22 protein-coding genes are annotated in these 22,215 nt (G+C 66.7%); 19 read left to right on the top strand and 3 right to left on the bottom strand.

Going from position 1 to position 22,215, the window contains the following annotated elements; translation table 11 throughout:
• Positions 1–6: 6 nt before the first annotated feature.
• The 7 genes from RPC_RS23105 to RPC_RS23075 all read left to right on the top strand — a co-directional run bounded on the left by RPC_RS23105 (position 7) and on the right by RPC_RS23075 (position 7,233).
• Positions 7–879: a CheR family methyltransferase gene (locus tag RPC_RS23105; RefSeq protein ID WP_011475009.1), complete on the top strand. Its 873-nt coding sequence runs from the start codon at positions 7–9 to the stop codon at positions 877–879.
• Positions 863–1,267, top strand: a complete 405-nt coding sequence (locus tag RPC_RS23100; RefSeq protein WP_011475008.1) for a response regulator — start codon at positions 863–865, stop codon at positions 1,265–1,267. The genes RPC_RS23105 and RPC_RS23100 overlap by 17 nt, the downstream gene beginning before the upstream one ends.
• Positions 1,267–3,525 (top strand): chemotaxis protein CheA, encoded by a 2,259-nt coding sequence (locus RPC_RS23095; protein ID WP_011475007.1) that lies wholly within the window; start codon positions 1,267–1,269, stop codon positions 3,523–3,525. Before RPC_RS23100 ends, RPC_RS23095 begins: the two co-directional genes overlap by 1 nt.
• Positions 3,522–3,755 carry a hypothetical protein gene (locus tag RPC_RS23090; protein ID WP_011475006.1) on the top strand — a complete coding sequence of 78 codons (234 nt, stop codon included), beginning with the start codon at positions 3,522–3,524 and terminating at the stop codon, positions 3,753–3,755. Before RPC_RS23095 ends, RPC_RS23090 begins: the two co-directional genes overlap by 4 nt.
• A gap of 105 nt (positions 3,756–3,860) precedes the next feature.
• Positions 3,861–4,244 carry a response regulator transcription factor gene (locus RPC_RS23085; protein ID WP_041802220.1) on the top strand — a complete coding sequence of 128 codons (384 nt, stop codon included), beginning with the start codon at positions 3,861–3,863 and terminating at the stop codon, positions 4,242–4,244.
• Positions 4,241–4,879: a chemotaxis protein CheX gene (locus RPC_RS23080; RefSeq protein WP_011475004.1), complete on the top strand. Its 639-nt coding sequence runs from the start codon at positions 4,241–4,243 to the stop codon at positions 4,877–4,879. The genes RPC_RS23085 and RPC_RS23080 overlap by 4 nt, the downstream gene beginning before the upstream one ends.
• A 2-nt stretch (positions 4,880–4,881) precedes the next feature.
• Positions 4,882–7,233: a PAS domain S-box protein gene (locus RPC_RS23075; RefSeq protein ID WP_011475003.1), complete on the top strand. Its 2,352-nt coding sequence runs from the start codon at positions 4,882–4,884 to the stop codon at positions 7,231–7,233.
• Positions 7,234–7,585: 352 nt separating this feature from the next.
• On the opposite strand, the gene RPC_RS23070 is transcribed toward RPC_RS23075, so the two are convergent.
• Complete coding sequence (locus tag RPC_RS23070) at positions 7,586–9,097, bottom strand: AMP-binding protein (protein WP_011475002.1); 1,512 nt, start codon at positions 9,095–9,097, stop codon at positions 7,586–7,588.
• A 178-nt stretch (positions 9,098–9,275) separates the two neighbouring features.
• On the opposite strand from RPC_RS23070, the gene RPC_RS23065 reads away from it, so the two are divergent.
• From RPC_RS23065 to RPC_RS23040, 7 genes are read left to right on the top strand one after another with little or no spacing between them, the layout of a single operon-like run.
• Positions 9,276–10,493, top strand: a complete 1,218-nt coding sequence (locus tag RPC_RS23065; RefSeq protein WP_011475001.1) for a late embryogenesis abundant protein — start codon at positions 9,276–9,278, stop codon at positions 10,491–10,493.
• A 53-nt stretch (positions 10,494–10,546) separates the two neighbouring features.
• Positions 10,547–11,227, top strand: coding sequence for a YtxH domain-containing protein (locus tag RPC_RS23060; protein WP_011475000.1), 681 nt, complete (start codon positions 10,547–10,549; stop codon positions 11,225–11,227).
• The gene (locus RPC_RS23055) at positions 11,211–11,603 is read left to right on the top strand and encodes a phage holin family protein (RefSeq protein WP_011474999.1); all 393 of its coding nucleotides are present in this window, start codon (positions 11,211–11,213) and stop codon (positions 11,601–11,603) included. The genes RPC_RS23060 and RPC_RS23055 overlap by 17 nt, the downstream gene beginning before the upstream one ends.
• Positions 11,600–12,382 (top strand): hypothetical protein, encoded by a 783-nt coding sequence (locus tag RPC_RS23050; RefSeq protein ID WP_011474998.1) that lies wholly within the window; start codon positions 11,600–11,602, stop codon positions 12,380–12,382. The genes RPC_RS23055 and RPC_RS23050 overlap by 4 nt, the downstream gene beginning before the upstream one ends.
• Before the next feature lie 2 nt (positions 12,383–12,384).
• Positions 12,385–12,555 (top strand): hypothetical protein, encoded by a 171-nt coding sequence (locus RPC_RS26955; RefSeq protein WP_415914763.1) that lies wholly within the window; start codon positions 12,385–12,387, stop codon positions 12,553–12,555.
• Positions 12,531–13,520 carry a YihY/virulence factor BrkB family protein gene (locus RPC_RS23045; RefSeq protein WP_415914762.1) on the top strand — a complete coding sequence of 330 codons (990 nt, stop codon included), beginning with the start codon at positions 12,531–12,533 and terminating at the stop codon, positions 13,518–13,520. Before RPC_RS26955 ends, RPC_RS23045 begins: the two co-directional genes overlap by 25 nt.
• Positions 13,521–13,531: 11 nt before the next feature.
• The gene (locus tag RPC_RS23040; RefSeq protein ID WP_011474996.1) at positions 13,532–14,440 is read left to right on the top strand and encodes an NAD(P)/FAD-dependent oxidoreductase; all 909 of its coding nucleotides are present in this window, start codon (positions 13,532–13,534) and stop codon (positions 14,438–14,440) included.
• A gap of 936 nt (positions 14,441–15,376) precedes the next feature.
• On the opposite strand, the gene RPC_RS23035 is transcribed toward RPC_RS23040, so the two are convergent.
• Both RPC_RS23035 and RPC_RS23030 read right to left on the bottom strand, forming a co-directional pair.
• A complete protein-coding gene (locus tag RPC_RS23035) occupies positions 15,377–16,270 on the bottom strand; it encodes a LysR family transcriptional regulator (protein ID WP_011474995.1) in 894 nt (297 codons plus the stop codon).
• A 4-nt stretch (positions 16,271–16,274) separates the two neighbouring features.
• The gene (locus tag RPC_RS23030) at positions 16,275–17,252 is read right to left on the bottom strand and encodes a LysR family transcriptional regulator (protein ID WP_011474994.1); all 978 of its coding nucleotides are present in this window, start codon (positions 17,250–17,252) and stop codon (positions 16,275–16,277) included.
• Positions 17,253–17,555: 303 nt separating this feature from the next.
• On the opposite strand from RPC_RS23030, the gene mdcA reads away from it, so the two are divergent.
• The 5 genes from mdcA to mdcE are packed head-to-tail and all read left to right on the top strand — an operon-like array spanning position 17,556 to position 22,132.
• The gene (gene mdcA, locus RPC_RS23025) at positions 17,556–19,214 is read left to right on the top strand and encodes a malonate decarboxylase subunit alpha (RefSeq protein ID WP_011474993.1); all 1,659 of its coding nucleotides are present in this window, start codon (positions 17,556–17,558) and stop codon (positions 19,212–19,214) included.
• Positions 19,214–20,161 carry a triphosphoribosyl-dephospho-CoA synthase gene (locus RPC_RS23020; protein WP_011474992.1) on the top strand — a complete coding sequence of 316 codons (948 nt, stop codon included), beginning with the start codon at positions 19,214–19,216 and terminating at the stop codon, positions 20,159–20,161. Before mdcA ends, RPC_RS23020 begins: the two co-directional genes overlap by 1 nt.
• The gene (locus RPC_RS23015; protein ID WP_011474991.1) at positions 20,149–20,442 is read left to right on the top strand and encodes a malonate decarboxylase subunit delta; all 294 of its coding nucleotides are present in this window, start codon (positions 20,149–20,151) and stop codon (positions 20,440–20,442) included. Before RPC_RS23020 ends, RPC_RS23015 begins: the two co-directional genes overlap by 13 nt.
• Positions 20,439–21,311, top strand: a complete 873-nt coding sequence (mdcD, locus tag RPC_RS23010; RefSeq protein WP_011474990.1) for a biotin-independent malonate decarboxylase subunit beta — start codon at positions 20,439–20,441, stop codon at positions 21,309–21,311. The genes RPC_RS23015 and mdcD overlap by 4 nt, the downstream gene beginning before the upstream one ends.
• Entirely contained in the window at positions 21,308–22,132 is an 825-nt protein-coding gene (gene mdcE / locus RPC_RS23005) for a biotin-independent malonate decarboxylase subunit gamma (protein ID WP_041802218.1), read from the top strand. Before mdcD ends, mdcE begins: the two co-directional genes overlap by 4 nt.
• The last annotated feature ends 83 nt before the right edge of the window (positions 22,133–22,215 follow it).

Raw genomic sequence — 22,215 nt, 5'->3', positions numbered from 1 at the left:
CCGGCCATGACTCGAGCGGACGGCGAACCGAGCGTTGCGATCAGCCAGCAGGACGTCCGCCGGCTGTGCGAATTCCTCTATCGCCGCACCGGCATGTCGTTCGCCGACAACAAGCGCTACTACATCGACCGCAGGCTGGCGCAGCGGATCGCCGCCACCGGCTGCGGATCGTTCGCGGCTTACTTCGCGATGCTGCGCGCCGACGCCGAGCACGAGATCGAGCATCTGGTGAATTCCTTCACCGTCAACGAGACCTATTTCGATCGCGAAGAGCATCAGCTGCGCTGCATGACGCAGAGCCTGCTCGGCGAATTGCTGACCCGGAAGGGCCCGGACGAGGCCTTGCGGATCTGGTCGGTGCCGTGTTCGACCGGCGAGGAGCCGTATTCGATCGCGATCTGGCTGATGGAGCATTGGCGCGAGGTCGACAAGTACAACATCGAGATCGTCGGCTCCGACATCGACACCCGCGCGCTGCAGCAGGCCGAACAGGGCATCTATGGCGAGCGCGCCTTGATGCGGCTTTCCCGCGACGTGGTGGCGCGCTACTTCAAGCCGCTCGCTGCCGGCCAGCACCAGATCGATCCCGGCTTGCGGGAGTCGATCCGCTTCACCCGCGCCAACCTGGTCGACGCCGCCGACATGGCGCAGTATCGCGATTTCGACATCGTGTTCTGCCGCAACGTGCTGATCTATTTCGACGACGCCTCGCGGCGCATCGCCGCTGAAAATCTCTACGACTGCCTGCGCCCCGGCGGCTTCATCTGTCTCGGGCATTCCGAAACCATGAGCCGGATCTCGCCGCTGTTCCGGATCCGCCGGTTTCCCGACGCCATCATCTATCAAAAGCCCGAGGCCGATCATGACGAGCAACGTTGAGAGCGACGTGTCGGCGCTGCGACGGATCCTGGTGGTCGACGACTCCTCGCTGGTGCGGCTGTATTACCGCGCCGCGCTGGAGAAGGCCGGCTTCGCGGTCGAACAGGCGATCAACGGCCTCGAGGCGATGGAGAAGTGCCTGGCGCAGCGCTTCGACCTGGTGATCGTCGACGTCAACATGCCGCGGATGGACGGGCTGTCGTTCCTGCGCGCGCTGCGCGGCTCGGCCGCCGAAATCGCCTCGCTGCCGGCGCTGATGATTTCCACCGAAGCCGGCCAGCAGGACCGCGACGACGCCCGCGCCGCCGGCGCCAATTTCTATCTGGTCAAGCCGGTCTCGGAAGCCGATCTGCTCAGCCACGTCGCGTTGCTCGCCGGAGCGCCGTGATGAATGCGCTGCACGAGCAATTCGTCCTCGAGGCCCGCGAACTGGTGCAGCAGGCCGGCGACGACCTGATCGCGCTGGAGCGCGACGGCGGCTCGGCGCCGCGGATCGAAGCGGTGTTTCGTGCCTTCCACACCTTGAAGGGCGCCGCCGGCCTGGTCGATCTGCCGGCGATGGGATTGGCGATGCACGCCGCCGAGGATCTGTTGGCCGAGGTGCAGGCCGGCCGGCTCGGCGTCACGCCGGCGATCATCGACGGCGCGCTGCAGTGCCTCGACCAGGTGTCGCGCTGGGTCGATGCGTTCGAGGCCGAGGGCGCGCTGCCCGACGACGCCGGCGAGGCGGCGCGGCTGCTGGCGGAAGCGTTGCGTTCGCTGCTGGCGCCGAGCGGCGCGGCGGCGGCGGGCGTGTCAGCGAGCGCGCTGCCGGACTGGGTGGCGGGGCTGCTCGACGATGCCCGCGCCGATTTGCCCGACGCGCCGATCGCGACATTGTCGGCGGTGGACTACCAGCCGCATCCCGGCTGCTTCTTCAATGGCGACGATCCGCTCGGGCTGATGCGCAAGATCCCGCAGCTGTTGGCGTTGCGAATCATGCCGCGCGAGCCGTGGCCGGCGCTCGCCGAAATCGATCCGTATGCCTGCAACCTGCGGCTGCAAGCGGTCGCGGCGGTCGACCGCGCGACGCTGGCGGCGCTGTTTCGGCTGCAGCCGGATCAGGTGCGGATTGTCGCGCTTTCGCCGCAGATGCTGGTGCCGGCGGCGCCGAGCCAAGGCGCCACCCGGGTCTCCGATCTGGTGCGCGGCATGATCGAGGAACAAGCCCGCGTGCTGGCTGCGCCCGCCGAGGCCGCCGATCTGGTCGGCCGGATCGGGGCGGCGTCGCGGGTCGCCGCCAATGCGCTGCGCCATGACGGCTTGGGCGACGCCGCCGCGCAGGTTGAAGCGGCCGCGGCGGAGGCCGCCGCGCAAGCCGACGCCGCGCCGCTGCAGCGCTGCCTCGCCCGGTTTCTCGCCGCCGATACGGCGCCCGCGGCGGCCGCTGCGTCTCAGCCCGAGCCGGTCGGCGAGAGCGCCGCCGGCGGCCGCGGCAGCCGCACGCTGCGGATCGACGAGGCGCGGATCGACGCGCTGGTCAATCTCGCCGGCGAACTCACCTTGGTGAAGAATGGCTTTGCGCATCTCGCCAAGCGCGCCGCGACCGCGAGCGGCACCGAGACCGCGCGGCTGCTGCGCCACCAGGTCGAGGCGTTCGAGCGGCTCGACGCCGAGCTGCGCTCTGCCATTCTGCAATTGCGCATGGTGCCGGTGGCGCAATTGTTTCGCGCGTTTCCGCGGCTGGTGCGCGATCTGGCGCAACGGCTCGGCAAGTCGGTGACGCTGATGACCGAAGGCGAGACCACCGAATCCGACAAGACCATCGTCGACCTGTTGTTCGAGCCGATGCTGCATCTGGTGCGCAACGCGCTCGACCACGGCATCGAGGCGCCGGAGCAGCGCGTGGCCTCCGGCAAACCGCAGGCCGCGACGCTGACGCTGCGGGCGTCGCGATCCAGCGACCGCTTCGTCGTCGAGGTGATCGACGACGGCCGCGGCATCGACCCCGCGATGGTGCGCCGCCGCGCCGCCGACAAGGCGTTGCTCGGCGCCGCCGAATTGGCCGCCCTGACGGAAGCCCAGGTGATCGACCTGGTGTTTGCCGCCGGGTTCTCCACCGCGTCGGCGGTCTCCGACATTTCCGGCCGCGGCGTCGGGATGGATATCGTGCGCTCGACCATCGCGCCGATCGGCGGCCGGGTGTCGCTGCAAAGCCGGGTCGGGGCCGGCACCACGGTGCGGCTCGATCTGCCGTCCTCGATCGCGATGCTGCGGATCATGGTGGTGGAGGCCGGCAACCAGCAGTTCGGCATTCCGATGGATGCGGTGTGCCGGACGGTGCAATTGCCGCCGGAGCGGATCACCCGGTTCAAGGCCAATGACGGCTTCGTCCTCGACGACCATGTGGTGCCGATCTGCGAATTGGCCGAGCTGATGCATCTGCCGGCCAAGCCGCAGGCCGCGTCCGGCGACCGGCTGGTGGTTGTCGCCGAGGTCGGCGGCAAGCTCGCCGGGCTCGCCGTCGACGCCATCCGCGACCGGCTGGAGGTGGTGCTGAAGCCGATGCAGGGCGTGCTGGCCACGGCGCGGGGCTTTGCCGGAACCACGCTGCTGGGCGATGGCGGGGTGTTGCTGGTGCTGGATCTGCAGGAGATCGTGCCGTGAGCGTGGTGCGCAACGCGGCAGGAACCATCGTGCTGTCCGGGGCTTGCCCCGTGGACGAAGCCGAAGCGCTGCTGCGGCTGCTGCAGGAAACCCCCCAGGCTGCGCTCGATTGGACGCAGTCCAGCCATCTGCACTCCGCCGTCCTGCAACTCATCCTGGCCACCGGGCCCGACTTGGTCGGGACCTGCGGCGATCCCTTCGTGGCCCGGTGGTTCCACAAGGCTTTGTGAAAAGGCCGAAAACCGTGCTATTTCGAACCCAAGGTTTCCGTGGGAGGTCACTCAGGCGGGCCCGGGAACCAGAATGCGGCCGCGCGCCGCGCGAGATCGAGCGACATGCAACACAAGGTTCTGATCGTAGACGACAGCAAGCTCGCCCGAATGGTGATGGCGAGCGCCTTCCGCAGGTTGCGGCCGGACTGGGACCTCGTCGAGGCGGGCAATGCCGAGGCGGCGCTGCAGGCGCTGTCCGACGCGGCACCCGACATCGTGCTGGTGGACTTCAACATGCCCGGAACCGACGGGCTGGAATTGCTGGCCCGGATCCGCGTGGCGCAGCCGGGGATGCCCGCCGCGGTGGTGTCGGCCAATGCGCAAGACGAAATTATTGCGCGAACGCGGGAACTTAATGCTGCCTTTATCGCTAAACCCCTGACCGACGAGACGCTCGATGCGTTTCTCGCGGGGGCAGCGCTGCGACTGAAAACGAAGGCGAAATGAGCATCGAACGCGGCGAACTTACCGACATCGAACAAGACGCGCTCGCGGAGATCGCCAATCTCGGTGTCAGCCGTGCCGCCGCGAGTCTCCGCCAGATGGTTGGCGAACAGGTGCTGCTGTCAGTGCCGGCGGTCCGCATCGTCGCGCGGGACATTGCCGCCCAGCTGGTCGAAGGTGACAACGCCCAGCAGTTGGTGGCGGTGAAGCAGTCGTTCGACGGACCGTTCGCCGGTAAAGCGCTACTGATCTTTCCCCAGGCGCAGAGCCTGGAACTGGTGCGCTCGATCGTCGGTCATGAGCATAGCCTGGAGGACGTGATCGACCTCGAGCAGGAAGCGCTCGCCGAAACCGGAAATGTGATCCTCAATGCCTGTCTGGCGACCATCGCCAACCTGTTACGGCGCACCATGCGGATGTCGTTACCGTCAGTGATCCGTGGCGACGGCAAGACGCTGTTCGAGGTTGACGGCTCGGCCGACGATGGCAACCTAGTGCTGTTCCTTTATATCGACTTCACCATCAAAAATCGCGACATTCGCGGCTTCATCGCGCTACTAATGGATCTGCCGTCGATTACCGCGCTGAAGCACATCGTCGGTGAGTTCATAGAGGGCGTCGAGAACCAAACCGCGTAACAATGTCAGAAGGCAACTCCGAATTCGACGTCGCGGCTGTGGTCGATGCCCTTGACGTCGGCGTTATCGTGCTGGACGAGCGCAGCGGCATCGTCGGTTGGAACGATTGGATCGCCCGGGTCAGCAAGCTGCCGCGGTCCGATGCGCTCGGAAGCAACCTGATCGCGCTGTTTCCCAATCTCGGCGGCACCCGGCTGCCCTCGGTGATCGCGGATTGCCTGCAGACCGGTAGCTCCAGCATTCTCACCCATTCGCTCAACAAGTTGCTGCCGTTGCAGAACGAGAGCGGCGAAGAACTGCTGCACAACATCGTGGTGCGACCGGTGTGGTCGAACGGCGCGCCGCGTTGCATGTTGCAGATCAACGATGTCAGCGTTCCGGTGGCCCGCGAGCGGGTGCTGCGCGAGCGGCAGAACGCGCGCTACCACGCCATCGTCGATTCCGCGCCGGATGCGATCATCACCATCGGGCTCGACCGCACCATCCAATGGGCCAACGGCGCGGCCGAACAAGTGTTCGGCTACGAACTCTCCGAGCTGTTGGACCACAAGCTCGATATGCTGCTGGAGCACGATGATGATGGGCTGGTGCAGGCCTTCGTCGACCTGCAGCATTCGAACTCCTGCACGCTGCAGGTCAACGGCCGCCGCAAGTACGGCGAGTTGTGCCAGTTCGAGGTGTCGCTCGGTCGCTGGAAGGCCGACGAGCGGGTTTTCATCACCACGATCTGGCGCGACGTCACCGAACGCACCACCGCGGAAGCCGCCTTGCGCGACAGCGAAGGCCGCCACCGCGCGCTGCTGGAGGCGTTGCCGCAGCTGGTGTGGACCTGCGACCAGCACGGCGAATGCGATTACTTCAATCCGCAATGGCAAGCCTACACCGGCGCGCCTTTCGGCGAGCATCTGGGCTCCGGCTGGCTCAAGGCCATCCACAAGGACGACAGCGCCGCGTTCACCGAATCCTGGGCCGCGGCGCTGGCCGATGGCGGGGTATTCGACGTCGACGCCAGGCTTTGCCGCAAGGACGGCAGCCACCGCTGGTTCAAGCTGCGCTCGATCCCGGTGCTGACGCCGGACGGCAGCATCAGCCGTTGGTTCGGCACCGCGACCGACATCACCGACCACGTCGAGGCTCGCGAGTCGCTCCGCCGCAGCAACGAAGAGCTCGAGGCGCTGGTGCAGGAACGCACCCGCGAGCGCGAATTGGCGCTGAACCAGCTGCACGAAGCGCAGAAGATGGAGACCATCGGCCAGCTCACCGGCGGCGTCGCGCACGATTTCAACAATCTGCTGGCGGTGATCCTCGGTAGCCTGTCGCTGCTGAAGAAATGGCTGCCGGACGATCCGCGCACCTCGCGGCTGCTCGACGGCGCGCTGCAGGGCGCCGAACGCGGCGCCACGCTGACCAAGCGGCTATTGGCGTTCGCGCGGCGCCAGGAGCTGAAGCTCGAAGCGGTGGAAATCCAGAAGCTGATCCCCGACATGATGGACTTCCTGCGCCAATCGCTGGGACCGAACATCAACATCAGCATCGACATCCCCCCCGACGTCGAGCCGGTCAAGATCGACGCCAACCAGCTCGAACTGGCGTTGATGAATCTGGCGGTGAACGCCCGCGACGCGATGCCGTCCGGCGGCGCGCTGGTGATCACCTGCCGCAACGACGGCGCCGCCTCCAGCGAACGGCCGAAGGGACTGCCGGACGGCGACTACGTCTGCATCAGCGTTGCCGATACCGGCGAGGGGATGGATCAGACCACGCTGGCCAAGGCGATGGAGCCGTTCTTCACCACCAAGGGATTGGGCAAGGGCACCGGGCTCGGGCTATCGATGGTGCAAGGCCTGACCGCGCAGTCCGGCGGCGCGATGACGATGAGCAGCGAACTCGGCGACGGCACGGTGGTGAACCTGTGGCTGCCGCGGGCGCGGCGCGAGGACATGATTCATCCGGCGACCGCGCTGGCGCCGCTGGCCCGCGATGCCGCCAGCCAACAATTGCGCATCCTGCTGGTCGACGACGACCCATTGGTGCGGATGAACACCGCCTATCTGTTGATGGATCTCGGCCACAGCGTGATGGAGGCGCAGTCCGGCGCCCAGGCGCTGCAGCTGCTCGGTTCCGACGCCCGGTTCGACGTGCTGCTCACCGACTACGCGATGCCGGGCATGACCGGGCTCGACCTGGCGACCAGGGTGAAGATCGTCAAGCCGAAGCTCCCGATCGTGCTGGCCACCGGCTATGCCGAATTGCCGCCGGACGCGCTGCTCGGTTTCCCGCGGCTCGGCAAGCCCTACACCCAGGAGCAACTGGCGGAATCGCTGGAAGCCGCGATCCGCGAGCGGGTGAACTAAGCGGCTTCGGTGGGTCGATGCGGTCGCTGCTCTCTCTCACTGTCATTCCGGGGCACGAGCGGCGTGAGCCGCGAGTGAACCTGGAATCTCGCCACGCGGGCAAGTGCCGAACTTGCCGCGAGATTCCGGGTTCGCTCGTTCTGACGAACTCGCGCCCCGGAATGACGTAGTCTTGTAACCGAAGCGTGCCCCGGACGCGGTGCAACGCGCCGCTGTTGCGGCGTGGTGCGCTGCAGATCCGGGGCCGTTCCGACGGCAGCGCTTGGAACGGTCCCGGCTCGCGGAGCAGCGTAAGAACGCTGCTCGCGTCCGGGACACGAAGCCCAGGGCGACCAAGCTCACGACGAGCGAGCTACCCCTCGCCATGCGCGGTCTTGACCGCGGCGCGGTCGATCGCGCCGGTCGCGGTTTTCGGCAGGCTGTTCACGAACACCACGTGTTTCGGCTTCTTGAACCGGGCGATTTGCCCGGCGACGAAATCGGCGATCTCCGCGGCTGAGGGAGCGGCGCCGGCGCGGCGGACGCAGACCGCCTTGATCGCCTCGCTCCATTGCGGATCCGGCACCCCGATCACCACCACCTCGGCGATCCCCGGATGGGCGCGGATCGCGCTCTCGACCTCGGCCGGATAGACGTTCTCGCCGCCGGTCTTGATCAGTTCCTTCTCCGGCGCGCGGCCGGCGTACCACAGATAACCATCCGCATCGAACCGGCCGATGTCGCCGGTGTGATGCCAGCCGTTGCGCAAGACGTGCGCGGTGGCGGCCTCGTTGTTCCAGTAGCCTTTGAACACGGTCGGGCCGCGCAGCACGATCTCGCCGGTCTCGCCGCAGGGCAGCGGCCGGTCGTCGGCGTCGACCACCGTCATGCGGCGCCAGAACAGCGGCCGGCCGGCCGATTTCGGCCGTTCGCGATAGCGCGACAAAGTCGCGAGCCCCGCGGTTTCGGATTGCCCGAAGGTCGACCAGAACCGCGCGTGAGGGCAGGCGGCCTCGAAGCGTTCAATGGTTTCCGGGCTGTCGAGCCCGGTGACCGCGCGCAGGCTGGCGAGCTGATCGCCGCCGGCGTGATCCAGGATATTGGCCAGCATCGGCGCGAAACTCGCCAGCAGGGTCACCTGTTCGGCGGCGATGTCGCGGACGGCCTGCGCCGGATCGAACTTGGCGGCGAGGACGCTCGCGCCGCCGACCTGTTGCGCCGTCAGCACCAGGCCGAGGCCGGTGATGTGGAACAGCGGCAACACGCCGAGATTGACGTCGCGCTCGCCCAGGTCCCAGGCCTGGATCAGCGAACTCTGCGCGATCAGCAGATTGCGCTGCGACAAAACCGCGCCGCGTGGCCGGCCGCCGACCGCGGCGGTGTGGATGATGACGAAGCCGGCGTCGGCATCGACGTCACGCTCGGGCGCCGGGCCCGCGGGGTGGCGAAGTTCGGCGAACGGCGAGAACGGCGGGGCGGCGTCGCCGAGGCCGAACCAGCGCCGCACCGAGGGCAGCGACGGCATCAGCGATGCGGCGAGTTCCTGATAGTCGCGGCCGACGATCAGCACCACCGGCGCGCCATCCGCCAGCACATAGCCGATCTCCTCAGCCCCGAGCCGGAAATTGACCGGCAGCAGGGTGGCGCCAAGCCATGCCACCGCGCCGATCAGTTCGATCACGTCCAGCGCGTTCTGCGCCAGGACGGCGACGCGGTCACCCGGCGCGACGCCTTCGCCGGCCAGCCCGGCGGCCAGCCGCTCGACCCGCCGGAGATAGTCGAGATGGCTGACGCGCTGGCCCTCGTGCAGGAAGGCGGTGCGCTCAGGGAACAGCGCGGCATTGCGGCGGTAAACGTCGGCGAGGGTGAAGTCATCGAGCGCCATGGCAAGGTCCTATTCGCTGCAGGAGGCTCAGTATTGCGGAGCGCTGCGCAAGGTCCAGTCGCCGTGTCGATGCGCGATCACGATCCGCCCGCCAGTGCCAGAAACCGCTTGGTTCACGGAACATAGCCGAACTTGCCGAGTTCACATGCACGCCTTCCAATCAACACGGAGTCCACCGATGGCCCAAGCCGATTCTCGATCCTTGGAAGAGATACGTCGCGACGCCGAACTCGCGCGGGCGGGCCTGACTGCGACCGTCGATCAGCTGAAATCCACGGTGACGGACACCGCGCAGGATTTCCGCGAACGCTACTCGCCGGACGCCATCAAGGCCGAGGTCTCCGGCTACATCAAGAGCCGCGGCGAAGCCATGATCGACAGCGTGACCGACGCGATCCGCAATAACCCGCTGCAGGCGCTGGCGATCGGCGCCAGCATCGCGGTGCCGCTGCTGCGCGTGGTGAGGACGATTCCCGCGCCGGTGCTGATGGTCGGCGCCGGGCTTTATCTGGCCGGGACCAAGCGCGGCCAGGATGTGGCGCGTCAGGCCAATGACGCCGCCATGGAGCTGGCCGGCGAAGTCGGTCGCCGCGCCCGCGACATCGGCGCCGAGGTCGGCGAGGCTGCGGCCGCCACCCGCGATTACGCCGCCGATCGCTACGCCGCCGCCAGCGAGGCGGTTGCGGTCGGCACCGAACAGCTCAAGGGCAAGGCCGCGGAACTCGGTGCGACGATCTCGTCCACCGTCGACGGGCTGCGTCACCAGGCCAACGACGCCGGCGACCGGATTTCCGACGAGGTGTCGGAGTTGTCGGAGCGCGGCTCGCGCAGCGCCGCCGAGGCGGTCGACTCGGTCCGCGACTCCGCCTCGACGGTGCGGCAGGCCGCCGCGTCGATGCGCGAAACCGCCGCCGAAGCCGCGGCGCGTTTGCGGCAGACGGCCTCGGCTTCGGTCGACGCCGGTCGCGACGCCGCAGCCATTGCACGGGATCGCGCCGCGGATCTGGCGCATCGCGCGGCCCGAGCCGGCGATCGGGCCGGGCGCACGCTGATGGACACGGCGACGCAGAACCCGCTTCTGGTCGCCGGCATCGGTCTGGTGCTGGGTGGACTGATTGCCAGTGCGTTACCGCGCTCGCGGATCGAAGATCGGCTGGTCGGCGGCACCGCCCGCGGCCTCAAGGAGCGGGCGCGCGATGTCGCGGCGCAGAGCGTCGAAGGCGTCAAGGAGGCGGTGAGCGGCGCTTATCAGGAAGTCAGCCGCGCTGCCGAGCAGGAAGGGCTGACTCCGGACGGTGTTGCCGGGGCCGCCGGCGATCTCGGGCAGCGGGCCCGCAAGGTGGCGGAGGCCGCGACCGGTTCGTTCGACCGACCATCGTCGCACAACAAGCATTGAACCAGACAGCGTTGAACAGACAGCGAAACATCTAAATCCGGGAAGGAAAGATAATGGCTGAACAGAGCTTCAAGAGCACCACTCCGTCGAATTCCAGCGTCGGCAACTCGACGAAGCAGTCAGGCTCGGCGCCGCAGAGTCTGCGCGGCGTCACCGAGCAGACCGTGGCCGCCGGCCGGGATCTCAAGGAGGCCGGCAAGGACGCCGGTCGCGACATCAAGGACAAGGCCGGCGACTTCAAGGACAAGGTCAGCGAGCTGGCCGGCTCTTCGGCCGAGACCATCAAGCATCAGGCCGCCGAGTTCACCGAAGCGGCGAAGGATTTCGCCGCGCAGGCCGGCGACAAGATCAAGGAACGCGTGCACGACCAGCAGGGCGTCGGCGCCGACTATGTCGGCAATCTCGCCGAAACCATGCGGCGCGCCGCCCGCGAGTTCGATCAGGATCTGCCGTTCGCCGCGAGCTACATCCGCAAGGCCGCGTCCAAGGTGGAAGGCGTGTCCGACAGCGTCCGCAACGGCGATCTGCAGGACTTGGTCGCCGGCGCGCAATCCTTCGCGCGGCGCCAGCCGACCGCATTCCTCGGCCTCGCGGTGCTCGCCGGCTTCGGCGTGGTGCGGTTCCTGAAGAGTTCGGGCGATAACGCCGGCGGCTCGGCCGACACCGGCCGGGGCACCTCGCAGCGCGCGACGTCCGACGACAACAGGGGGTATCGCGATGAATTCACCAGCTAATCGGTCGATACCCGAACTGTTCAGCGACGCCTTCGGCCAGCTCGCCAAACTGCTGAGCAACGAAATCGATCTGGCGCGCGCCGAATTCTCCGAAAAGCTCGGCCAGATCGGCCGGGCCGGCGCGATGATCGGCGCCGGCGCGGTGATCTTCATGCCGGCATTGGTGCTGATCTTGTTCTCGATCGCGGCGGCGTTGACGCAGGCCGGCTTCACCCCGGCGATGTCCTATCTGATCACCGGCGGCGGCGCGGGCGTGCTGGCGCTGATCCTGATCAGCATCGGCATCAGCCGGCTGTCCGGCGACGCCTTGAAGCCAACCGTGATGATCCAGGAAATCGAGCGCGACAAGATCGCCGCCAAGGAGATGGTACGATGAGCGTAAACTCGGCCTACGAAACCATGGGCGCGGATTTCGTCCGCAATCTCGGCCAGGCGGTGCGCCGCAATCCGGTTTCCACCGCATTGATCGGGATGGGCGTGCTGTGGCTGTTCAGCGGCGGCAAGACCGTCGACGCCGCGCAGCGGCTGGCCCGCCGCGGCGGTCTCGACCGCTTGCCGGACGCCGCCGCCGACGCGTTGTCGTCCGGTCGCGCTGCGGTGCAGAGCCGCGTCAATGCGATCGGAGAGCAATTGTCGGAGGCCGGCGAAAGCGCCGGCGCGATGGTCGGGGCGGCGTCGCAGACGGTTCGCGACACCGCGTCAGGCGCGCTCGACCGCGCCTCGCGGCTCGGCTCCGAGGTGGCGGAATCGGCGTCCGGATTGGCGCATGCGATTCCGGAGCGCAGCGCCGATCTGTTGGCTTCGGCGCGGTCGCGGCTCAGCGACATGTTCGAAGAGCAGCCGTTGCTGCTCGGCGCCGTCGGTCTGGCAATCGGCGCCGGCATCGCGGCGTCGTTGCCGACCACCAGGCTCGAGGCGGAGTATTTCGGCGACAGCAGCGACGAGCTCAAAGCCCGCGCCTCGGAGTTCGTCGGCGAGCAGGCCGGCCGGGTGCAGGAATTCGCCAGCGATGCGGTCGATGCGGCCGGCGACGAAGCCCGTCGCCAGGGGCTGACCCCGGAGCAGCTGAAGGCCGAGGCCGGCGAGGTCGGGGACAAGATCAAGCGGGCCGCGGATCATGCGGGCAGCCGGATCCAGTCTGCGGAGCAACGTTGATCATGGCTGACAATTCAGATTCCGGCACCAAGCACGATCCGCACACCAAGCACGATCAGCAGAAGAGCGGGACCGACAAGCCATGGCAAGACCCCGGCCAGAGCGCTCAGAGCCCCAATCAGAAGCCGACCAAGCCGGATCTGGAGCGTTGGCAGGACTCCGAGACTCATTAGCCGACGATCCGCCGCCCCGCCGGGCGGCGGATCACCAAACCGCGCCCGATGGGCCGGCCTCGCTGCGGTCGTGGGCCGCCTGGAAGACCATCCTCGTCACGCTCTATCACCGCACCAACGACGACCGGCTGCTGGCGGTCGCGGCCGGCACGGTGTTCTACGGGCTGCTGGCGCTGTTTCCGGCGATCACCGCGCTGGTGTCGTCCTACGCGCTGTTCTCCGACGGCAACACCATCAATCAACACCTGTCGCTGCTCGCCGGCTTGGTGCCCGCGGGCGCCTTCAGCATCATTCAGGACCAGGTCGGCCGGGTGCTGGCCAAGGGCGACGTCAAACTCGGCACCGCCTTCCTGTTCAGCATGGCGCTGGCGCTGTGGAGCGCCAATGGCGGCATGAAGGCGATCATCGATTCGCTCAACGTGGTCTATGGCGAGCAGGAGAAGCGCGGCTTCTTCAAGCTCAACGCGGTGTCGCTGGCGTTCACCTTGGGCAGCCTGGCGGCGGTGTTGGCGGCGATCGGGCTGGTGGTGGCCGCGCCGATCGTGCTGTCGATGGTCGGCCTCGGCGCCACCGCCGACGCGCTGATCCGCTACGGCCGGTGGCCGGCGCTCGCCGTGCTGGTACTGTTCGGACTGGCGGTGCTGTATCGCTACGGGCCGAGCCTCACCGCGCCGCAATGGCGCTGGATTTCGCCGGGCAGCGTCGCCGCGGCGCTGAGCTGGCTCGCGGGGTCGGCGGCGCTGTCTTATTACCTGGCCAATTTCGCCAACTACGACGCCACCTACGGCTCGCTCGGCGCCGCGATCGGCCTGATGGTGTGGATGTGGATGACCACCATCGTGGTGCTGCTCGGCGCGCAGCTGAATTCCGCGATCGACCAGCAGCTCGGCACGCCCGGCGCCCGCCGCGGCGCCTCCCCGAAGACAATCCGCCGGGACCCGCAATTGGTCGGCCGGAACAGCTAGGATCCATGCCCATGACCGCCGCTGCTCCCGACCACGTCGACTGCCTGATCGTGGGCGGCGGCCCCGCCGGGCTGACCGCGGCGATCTATCTGGCGCGTTATCGCCGCAACATCGTGGTGGTCGACGACGGCTGCAGCCGCGCCGCGCTGATCCCGGAGAGCCACAACTATCCGGGCTTTCCGGATGGCGTCTCGGGCCGCGGGCTGTTGGCCAATCTGCGGCGACAGGCCGAGCATTATCGGGTGCCGATCATCGCCGAGCGGGTGAGCGACCTCGCGCGCGACGGCGACGGCTTCGTGGCGCGCACGCCGGGCCGGCGGATCGCCGCCCGCATCGTGCTGTTGGCCACCGGCATCGTCGACGACGGTCCCGAGCTGCCGGGGCTCGACGACGCGGTGCTGGAGGGCAGCGTCCGCTATTGCCCGGTGTGCGACGGCTACGAGGTCACCGACCAGCGCATCGCCGTGCTCGGCCATGGCAACGACGCCGCCGCCAAGGCCAAATTCCTGCGCAGCTACTCCAAGGACGTCACGTTGCTGACTATCGACGGCAAGGCGGCGTCGGAGCAATGCCGGGTGGAGCTCGACGCCGCCGGCATCGCGGTCGCCGGACCTTTGATCGGGCTGGAGCGCGACCAGGGGCGGATCCGCGCGCGGCTGGCGGACCGCGCGCTGCCGTCGTTCGACGTGGTGTATCCGGCGCTGGGCTGCGAGGTGCGCTCCGATCTCGCCGCCGCATTGGGCGCGGCCACCAATCCGGTCGGCTGCCTAAAGGTGGATGACCATCAGCGCACCACCGTGCCCGGTATCTATGCCGCGGGCGACGTGGTGTCGGATCTGCACCAGATCGCGGTCGGCACCGGACATGCGGCGATCGCCGCGACCCACATCCACAAGACGCTCGATCACAATTTTCGCTGAGCGAATGCGGCCCCGCATCTGCGGGCGAAACGAGCTCGGCGTCATGCTGAGTGTCTGACCGAAGCGATCAATGAAGTCCGGCGTCAGCGCGTCATTGCGAGCCGCTCTTGCGACGAAGCAATCCGGGGCTACGCACTCCGCAAAAAAAACGCGGATAGCAATCCCCGCTTTTGCGACGTCGCTTATGATCACTCCGTCCTCGCTCACGAGGGGCGCTTCTCGAGGGCGCTCATGAGGCGGAGCGAGGATGCGGTGTCCTGCGCGCGCGGTTCGCACCCGCAAGCCCGGGACGCCCCGGGTCGCCGTCCGGGCCTACTACGAGGCTCTGCCACTTGCTGGTTGGCTGGACGCGGGACAGGTGAAGGCGGGGAAAGCCCGCCGGATCGGCGGTGCGGAGTGCATCGCGCCTGTCCCCGGAAGCACGGTCCTGGGGTCGACAAATCCCGCGATGGAGCGCCGCAAGGCGTGCGCGGCCTTTCGCTGCTTGCGAGCAGCGCCGGGCAGCGCCACTCAATCACGGTTGCGCCTTGCGGCGCTCCGTCCCCCTCACCTGGCGAGGGGGGAAACTACCGGCTCCACTCGCGCAAGGCGTTGCGCGAGAGCGATGGCGCGTGGGCGGATCGTTATCGGACGTGGCTGTTTGACAATTTGCATGGCGATGGATGGCGCGCGAGACGCGTCGCAACCCCGTCATTGCGAGGAGCTGTTGCGACGAAGCAATCCAGGGCCACGCAAGAAGCCCCTGGATTGCTTCGCTCTTCGGCCAGCGCACCGCGCTGTCCTCGGCTCGCAATGAAGACGATATCCCTGATTTGGCTCGCTGCTCGTTCGGTCAGCCTCTGAGGAGCCGGGCAGCTCAGGATGACGGCGTCGCGGTGTCGTTCTATCAATCAGGCGAGGCGCGCCTTCCCTCGAACGCATCGCGTGCAAAAGGACTCACCGCTTGATGAAGTCCGACATTACGCGCGCCGCGCGGATGAAGGCCAGCGCGGCGGGATGGTCGATCCCGTCGCGATGCGCCAGCGCCACCTCGGAAGGGCGGATGCCCTGCAGATCGCGGATCACCAGATTCGGCAGCCGATAGTTCTGCAGCGAGGCCGGCGCAATGGCGATGCCGACCCCGGCGGAGACCAGCGAGATCAGCGAGTACATATCGCTGGCCTCATGGGTGGCGGCCGGCCTGATCCCGGCCTGCAGCATCACCGTGGCCAGCGTCTCGGCGAAGCCCGGCGCATTCAGCTTCGAATAGGTGACGAATTCGGCGCCGTCGAGATCCTGCAGCTCGAGCCGGGCCTGCGAAGCCAGCGGATGCGTTGCCGGCAGGAACAGCTTGTACGGTTCTTCGTGAACCAGAATGGTCGACAAGCCGCGCGGCTCGCGCAGCGGAATACGCAGGAAGCCGATATCGAGTTCGCCGCCGCACAGCAGGTTGACCTGCTGGGCGGTCAGATAGTGGCGCAGGTCGAGTTCGACATTCGGCGCCTGCTTGCGGAAGTCGGAGACCAGCTGCGGGATGACGTAGGCCGCCGCGGTGGAGATGAAGCCGATCCGCAGCCGACCGATCTGGCCGGCCGCCGCCTGCCGCGCCCGCTCGACCGCGCGGCTGCCGAGTGCGAGGATCTTTCGAGCCTCCTCGCGATACAGCGTGCCGGAATAGGTCAGCGTGGTCTTCTTGTGCGAGCGCTCGAACAGATCGACGCCGAGCTCACGTTCGAGCTTCTCGATCTGGGTGCTGAGCGCGGGTTGGCTGAGATGCAGCCGCTCCGCCGCACGGGTGAAATGCAGCGTCTCCGCCACTTCGAGAAAGCACCGCAACTGGCTGGATTCCACGACCTCACTCCTTTTCCGCGGCGTCGCGCCGCGTCAACGCCGCCGCGGCAGGCGAACTCGGATCGGTCGGCGCCTCGTCCTCGCTGGCGGCTTCATTCTCCCGTCGGGTGCGCAACGCAAGATCGATGAACAGCCGGCTTGCCGGTCTGCTGTCGTCCTTGCGGAAGGCGAGACCGATCTCGGCGGCCGGCAACCAGCTGGCCTCGCGAAGGACCACCCCCGGAAGATTGTAGTTGCGCGCGGAAATCGGCGCGACGGCGATGCCGATGCCGGCCGCCACCAGCGCCACCAGGGTGTACATCTCGCCGACCTCCTGGGCGATCGTCGGGTTGATGCCGTTGCTGTTGAGGGTGCGCATGATCAGGTCGTGATATCCGGGCGCGTTGCGCCGCGAATACATGATGAACGGCGCATTCTGCAGATCGCGGACCCGCAGCGAGGGCTGTTGCGTCAGCGGATGGTCGGCCGGCAACAGCAGCACGTGGCGTTCCTTGTACACGCTGGCGATTTCGACCCGATGCGGCGTCACCAGCGGCAATCGGATGAAGGCGACATCGAGCGCCGCCGACTCGATCATCGCCAGCAGGTCGACGTTGACGTGGTTCTGCAGACCGAGCTCGACCTGAGGATGAATCCGGCGAAACTCGCTGATCAGCCGCGGCATGAAACGCGCCGTGGTGGCGGTCGAGATGAATCCGATCTTGAGATAGTTGAACATGCCGGCGGAGGCGCGGCGGACGCGCTCGGCGGCCTGTTCGGCGCTCGCCAGCATCTCGGTGATATCGCCGCGGAACACCTCGCCGGCGAATGTCAGCTTGGTGTCGTGGCGGTCGCGCTGCAACAGCGGCACGCCGATCTCCTCCTCGAGCGCCTGGATCGCCAAAGTCAGCGCCGGCTGGGTCAGCCCAAGCCGCTCCGCCGCCTTGCGAAAATGCAAGTCCTCGGCGACCGCCAGGAAGGCTCTGATCTGTCGGATTTTCATCGCTCAAAGTCCTCGGGCGGCGTTCGATCGCCGCGTCTGCCGAATGACTAGCTGAAAATTGTTCATTTGTCAGATTTATCAAGACTCGCATGATTGCAGATCAATCAGTCATACTTTTACGTTCATGCGCTATTTTACCTTCCATCAGAGGATGTATTTCAGAAACTCAATTTGAAAAACTAATCAAGCAAAGGAAAAAATACGATTTCTCAATTGGCTGTGACGAGCGCAGGTTCCCGCCGTCATCAGTTGCGCGGCGCAGTCGGTGCAGGTCGCGCAATCCTTCCAATGGAGAGATCAACGATGGACGTCGCAACAAGCGAAGTGGCCGGTGCTCGGTCCTGGGCAACACGCCGCGAAGGCAAACAGCGTCGCATGGCACTCGTCAGCCCATGGATGAACGGCAAATTCCTGCCGCAAAAGAAGATCGTCGAAGCGCTCGAGACCCTCTTGGTCCCCGGCGATCGGGTGATCATCGAAAGCGTGCAGAAGCAGGCGGATTTTCTGTCCCGCTCGCTCGCCAAGGTGAACCCGAAGAAGATTCATGACCTCAAGGCGGTGATCTGGGCGATCGCGCGTCCCGATCACATGGAGATCTTCGAGCTCGGCATCGCCAGCGAAGTCGACTTCAGCTTCGCCGGTCCGCAGAGCCTGCGGTTGGCGCAGATGCTCGACGACGGCCAGATCAAGGTCAATTCGATCAACACCTATGTCGAGCTGTCGGCCCGGATGTTCGTCGATCTGATCCCGAACGCGGTGCTGGTCTGCGCCGACATGGCCGACCGCGAGGGCAACCTCTACACCGGTGCCAACACCGAAGACACGCCGTCGATGGTGGAAGCCGCGGCGTTCCGCGACGGCATCGTCATCGTCCAGGTCAACCAGATCGTCGACAAGCTGCCGCGCATCGACATTCCGGGCGGCTGGATCGACGTCATCGTCGAGGGCGATCGTCCCTACGCCAAGGAGCCGATCCAGACCCGCGACCCGAAGGACATCAAGGAGCTGCAGATCCTCACCGCGATGATGGTGATCCGCGGCGTCTACGAGCGGCATCAGGTGACCTCGCTCAACCACGGCGTCGGCTTCGACACCGCGGCGATCGAGCTCTTGCTGCCGACCTATGGCGGCAAGCTCGGGCTGAAGGGCAAGATCTGCCGCAACTGGATTCTCAACCCGCAGCCGACCTTGATCCCGGCGATCGAGAGCGGTTGGGTCGAGAGCATCCACAGCTTCGGCAACGAAGACGGCATGGAGAAGTACGTCGCGGCGCGCCCCGACATCTACTTCACCGGTGCGGACGGCAGCCTGCGCTCCAATCGGGTGTTCGCGCAGCTCGCCGGCCACTACGCGGTCGATTTGTTCGCGGGCTCGACCCTGCAGATCGACGCCCAGGGCAACTCCTCGACGGTCACCAAAGGACGTATTGCCGGCTTCGGCGGCGCCCCCAACCTCGGCAGCGACGCGCGCGGCCGCAGGCATCCGTCGGCCGCCTGGTTGTCGCTGATCACCTCCGACGACGCCATCGTGCGCGGCCAAAAGCTCTGCGTGCAGGTGGTGGAGACCTTCAAGGCCGGCGGCGTGCCGCTGTTCGTCGAAACCCTCGACGCGGTCCAGGTCGGCAAGGACGCCAAGCTGCCGATCGCGCCGGTGATGATCTACGGTGAAGACGTCACCCACGTCGCCACCGAAGAAGGCATCGCCTACCTCTACAAGGCAGACGGCATCGAAGAGCGCCGCGCCGCGGTCGCAGCGGTCGCCGGCGTCACCAAGGTCGGCCTCAAGTCCACCGCCAAGCAGGTCAAGGCGCTGCGCGAAAAGGGCGTGGTGGCTTATCCGGAAGATCTCGGCGTGCGTCGCACCGACGCCAACCGTTCGTTGCTGTCGGCGCGCAGCATGAAGGATCTGGTGACCTGGTCCGGTGGACTTTACGAGCCGCCGGCACGCTTCAGGAGCTGGTGATGCACTCAGCTCTTGCACAACCTGCGCAGCAGGCAAGAAGTCGCGAGGAGTCGTCGTTCTCGGCGCCGATCTACGCGCTACCGACGCGGATCGCCACCTTGGCGGTGCAGTCGATGATCGCAGAAGCCAGCCTGACGCCCAAGCCAGGGCTGGTCGATGCTCGCGGACCCGGCGCCCATGCCGACCTCGACATCGCGCTGATGCATCGCTCGGCACGTTCGCTGTTTCCCTGCTTCAGGGACATGGCCCGCGCGGTCGCAGGCGCTGCACCGAGCCGGCAAGTTCGTGAAAAACTTGCCGCGATCGGCCGGGAAGGCGAAGCCGCGATGTTCGCGGCGACCGCCGGGGTCAACACCCACAAGGGTGCGATCTGGTCGCTCGGTCTGCTGGTCGGGGGGGCAGTGATGTCGTCCCATCCCGCGGATGCGGTGGAGATCGCGTCGATCGCCGGAAGTATCGCGCGCTACAGCGATAGCCGGATGCCGACCGACGCAACCAACGGCAGTCGGGTGGTCGAGCGCTACGGCGTGCCCGGCGCCCGAGGGGAGGCTCAAGACGGCTTTCCTCACGTCGTCGGCGTCGGCTTGCCGGCGCTGCAGCAGGCACGCTCACGCGGCGTCGCCGAGACCTTCGCCAGACTGGACGCTCTGTTGGCGATCATGGCGGCACTCGACGACACCTGCCTGCTTCACCGCGGCGGCCATAAGGCACTCGAGACCGCCAAGAGCGGCGCTGCCGAAATCCTGCGACTGGGCGGCACCTCGACCAAAGCCGGTCTCGATGCCCTCGATCAGTTGGACATCGATCTGCTCGAGCTGAACGCCTCTCCAGGTGGCAGCGGGGATTTGTTCGCCGCCACCCTGTTCCTGGACTCTCTCAATCAACTGTCGTCGGGCGCGCCTGTCGACATCGATCAAAATGGAGATTTTTCGCAATGGAAATCCTGAACTTCGAATTCCCTTCATCGAAGGTGAAAGCGCGACGCGCCCATGTCGGGGTGGTCGGGTCCGGCGATCTCGAGATCCTGATGGAGCCGTCGGTGGACGGCGAGACCCGCGTCACCATCCAGACCAGCGTCACCGGCTTCGTCGACACTTGGAAAGCGGTCATCGAGCGCTTTCTGCAGCAGCATCCGGAAGCTGCAAACATCGAAATCCACGATTTCGGCGCCACTCCGGGAACCGTGGCGCTGCGTCTTCAGCAAGCTGTTGAGGTGAGCAAGTCATGACCTTCGAAACAACACTTTCCGACGAAGTGCTCGCGCTCGCCGCGCGCCGCAGCTACATCGAGCTCAACGCCCGTGCGCGCGCTCAGCAGCTGCTCGACCAGGGCAGCTTCCACGAATTGCTCGGTCCGTTCGACCGGGTGGAGTCGCCCTGGTTGCCGATGCAGGGCATCGTCACCCAATCCGACGACGGCTGCGTCGTCGCCAAGGGCAAGATCGACGGCAAGCCGGCCGTGGTGATCGCCATGGAGGGCAAATTCCAAGGCGGCTCGATCGGCGAAGTCTGCGGCATGAAGATGGCCGAAGCCTTCCGGCTGGCCCGGCTCGACAACGAGAAGGGCATTCCGACCCGCGCGGTGTTGTCGCTCGAGAGCGGCGGCGTGCGGCTGCAGGAAGCCAACATGGGCGAGCTGGTGATCGCCGAGATCTACGCGGAGATGGTGGCGCTGCGCAAGCACACCCCGCTGATCGTGGTGATCACCGGACCGACCGGCTGCTTCGGCGGCATGTCGCTCGCCGCGGGTCTGGCCTCCTACGTGGTGATGACGCGGCAGGCCCGCCTCAGCATGAACGGTCCCGAAGTCATCGAGCTGGAAGCCGGCAAGGATGAATTCGTGGCTGCCGACAAGCCGTTCGTCTGGGGCGTCAATGGCGGCGCGCAGCGTTTCGCCACCGACTTCGCCGACGTGCTGCTCGAGGACGATGCGGATGCGGTGACCAAGGCCGTGACCGACCTGTTCCGCAAGGGCCAGCCCGCGCAATTGCGGACCGACAAGTACGAACTCTTCATCAAACGCCTGAAGTTTTTGGACCCCTCCAAGCAGTGGGTCGCCGAAGACATCCGTAACGCATGGAAGGCAGTAGCGAAATGACCGATCCCCTGAACAATCGCGGCCGCAAGTGGTTCGAAGCCCTCACGGGTAGCAACGGCAAGGTCGACGGCAATCCCGGCTCGCTGATGGTGGCCGAGGCCGTGCTCGGCGGCGAGAAGGCGGTGTTCGTCGGCGTGGCGCCCGACGCCAATGCCCGCTTTCCGCGCACCGGCCACACCGAGGTCGGGCTGGAAGAAGGCTGGTACGGCACCAAGAACCTGCGCGCCGTGATCGAAGCCGACAAGAACGGCACCAAACGTCCGATCATCACGGTGTGCGATACCAAGAGCCAGGCCTACGGCCGTCGCGAGGAGCTGTTCGGCATCCACGTCGCCGCCGCCGCGATCATCGCCGCTTACGCCGATGCCCGCACGGCCGGTCATCCGGTGATCGCGTTGATCGTCGGGCGTTGCGTGTCCGGGGCGTTCCTGGCGCTCGCCGGCCAGGCCAACCGGATGATCGCGTTCGACGATCCGGAAGTGCTGATCCACGCGATGTACAAGGACGCCGCCGCGCGCATCACCAAGCGCAGCGTCGCCGAACTCGACAAGCTCGGCGAGACCATCGTGCCGATGGCCTACGATATCGGCTCGTTCAACAAGCTCGGCGGTCTGCACAAGCTGCTGAAGATCGCCGGTCCGGACACCCCGACGCCGGCGACCATCGATCAGGTGAAGTCGACCTTGATCGAAGCCATCGCGGATGCCCGCAAGTCGTCGCGCACCCTCGACGTGCGGCTCGAATCCGATGGCGCCAAGGCGTTCCGCAAGGCCTCGATCAAAGTCCGCAAGATGATGACCGAGCAGTGGGCGGCCTGCTGATTTCGACAACGCGCTCGCCCGCCGCAAGGTCGGGCGAGCGCAACTTCCCCCCGCGTTCAAAGGACGCCCTCGCGTCTGGCGTG

Source organism: Rhodopseudomonas palustris BisB18, from assembly GCF_000013745.1.
GTDB classification, from domain to species: domain Bacteria; phylum Pseudomonadota; class Alphaproteobacteria; order Rhizobiales; family Xanthobacteraceae; genus Rhodopseudomonas_A; species Rhodopseudomonas_A palustris_F.
Note: the sequence above shows the minus strand (reverse complement) of the source record. Positions and strands in the feature narration are given on the sequence as shown.

Bases quoted from the DNA above. Each gene is read 5' to 3' on its own strand.
- RPC_RS23105 (WP_011475009.1), top strand. From the start codon at position 7: ATGACTCGAGCGGACGGCGAACCGAGCGTTGCGATCAGCCAGCAGGAC.
- RPC_RS23030 (WP_011474994.1), bottom strand. From the start codon at position 17,252: ATGAAAATCCGACAGATCAGAGCCTTCCTGGCGGTCGCCGAGGACTTG.
- RPC_RS23100 (WP_011475008.1), top strand. From the start codon at position 863: ATGACGAGCAACGTTGAGAGCGACGTGTCGGCGCTGCGACGGATCCTG.
- RPC_RS23050 (WP_011474998.1), top strand. From the start codon at position 11,600: ATGAGCGTAAACTCGGCCTACGAAACCATGGGCGCGGATTTCGTCCGC.
- RPC_RS26955 (WP_415914763.1), top strand. From the start codon at position 12,385: ATGGCTGACAATTCAGATTCCGGCACCAAGCACGATCCGCACACCAAG.
- RPC_RS23065 (WP_011475001.1), top strand. From the start codon at position 9,276: ATGGCCCAAGCCGATTCTCGATCCTTGGAAGAGATACGTCGCGACGCC.
- RPC_RS23060 (WP_011475000.1), top strand. From the start codon at position 10,547: ATGGCTGAACAGAGCTTCAAGAGCACCACTCCGTCGAATTCCAGCGTC.
- RPC_RS23085 (WP_041802220.1), top strand. From the start codon at position 3,861: ATGCAACACAAGGTTCTGATCGTAGACGACAGCAAGCTCGCCCGAATG.
- RPC_RS23075 (WP_011475003.1), top strand. From the start codon at position 4,882: ATGTCAGAAGGCAACTCCGAATTCGACGTCGCGGCTGTGGTCGATGCC.
- RPC_RS23020 (WP_011474992.1), top strand. From the start codon at position 19,214: ATGCACTCAGCTCTTGCACAACCTGCGCAGCAGGCAAGAAGTCGCGAG.
- mdcA (WP_011474993.1), top strand. From the start codon at position 17,556: ATGGACGTCGCAACAAGCGAAGTGGCCGGTGCTCGGTCCTGGGCAACA.
- RPC_RS23040 (WP_011474996.1), top strand. From the start codon at position 13,532: ATGACCGCCGCTGCTCCCGACCACGTCGACTGCCTGATCGTGGGCGGC.
- RPC_RS23095 (WP_011475007.1), top strand. From the start codon at position 1,267: ATGAATGCGCTGCACGAGCAATTCGTCCTCGAGGCCCGCGAACTGGTG.
- RPC_RS23080 (WP_011475004.1), top strand. From the start codon at position 4,241: ATGAGCATCGAACGCGGCGAACTTACCGACATCGAACAAGACGCGCTC.
- RPC_RS23070 (WP_011475002.1), bottom strand. From the start codon at position 9,097: ATGGCGCTCGATGACTTCACCCTCGCCGACGTTTACCGCCGCAATGCC.
- RPC_RS23055 (WP_011474999.1), top strand. From the start codon at position 11,211: ATGAATTCACCAGCTAATCGGTCGATACCCGAACTGTTCAGCGACGCC.
- RPC_RS23015 (WP_011474991.1), top strand. From the start codon at position 20,149: ATGGAAATCCTGAACTTCGAATTCCCTTCATCGAAGGTGAAAGCGCGA.
- mdcE (WP_041802218.1), top strand. From the start codon at position 21,308: ATGACCGATCCCCTGAACAATCGCGGCCGCAAGTGGTTCGAAGCCCTC.
- mdcD (WP_011474990.1), top strand. From the start codon at position 20,439: ATGACCTTCGAAACAACACTTTCCGACGAAGTGCTCGCGCTCGCCGCG.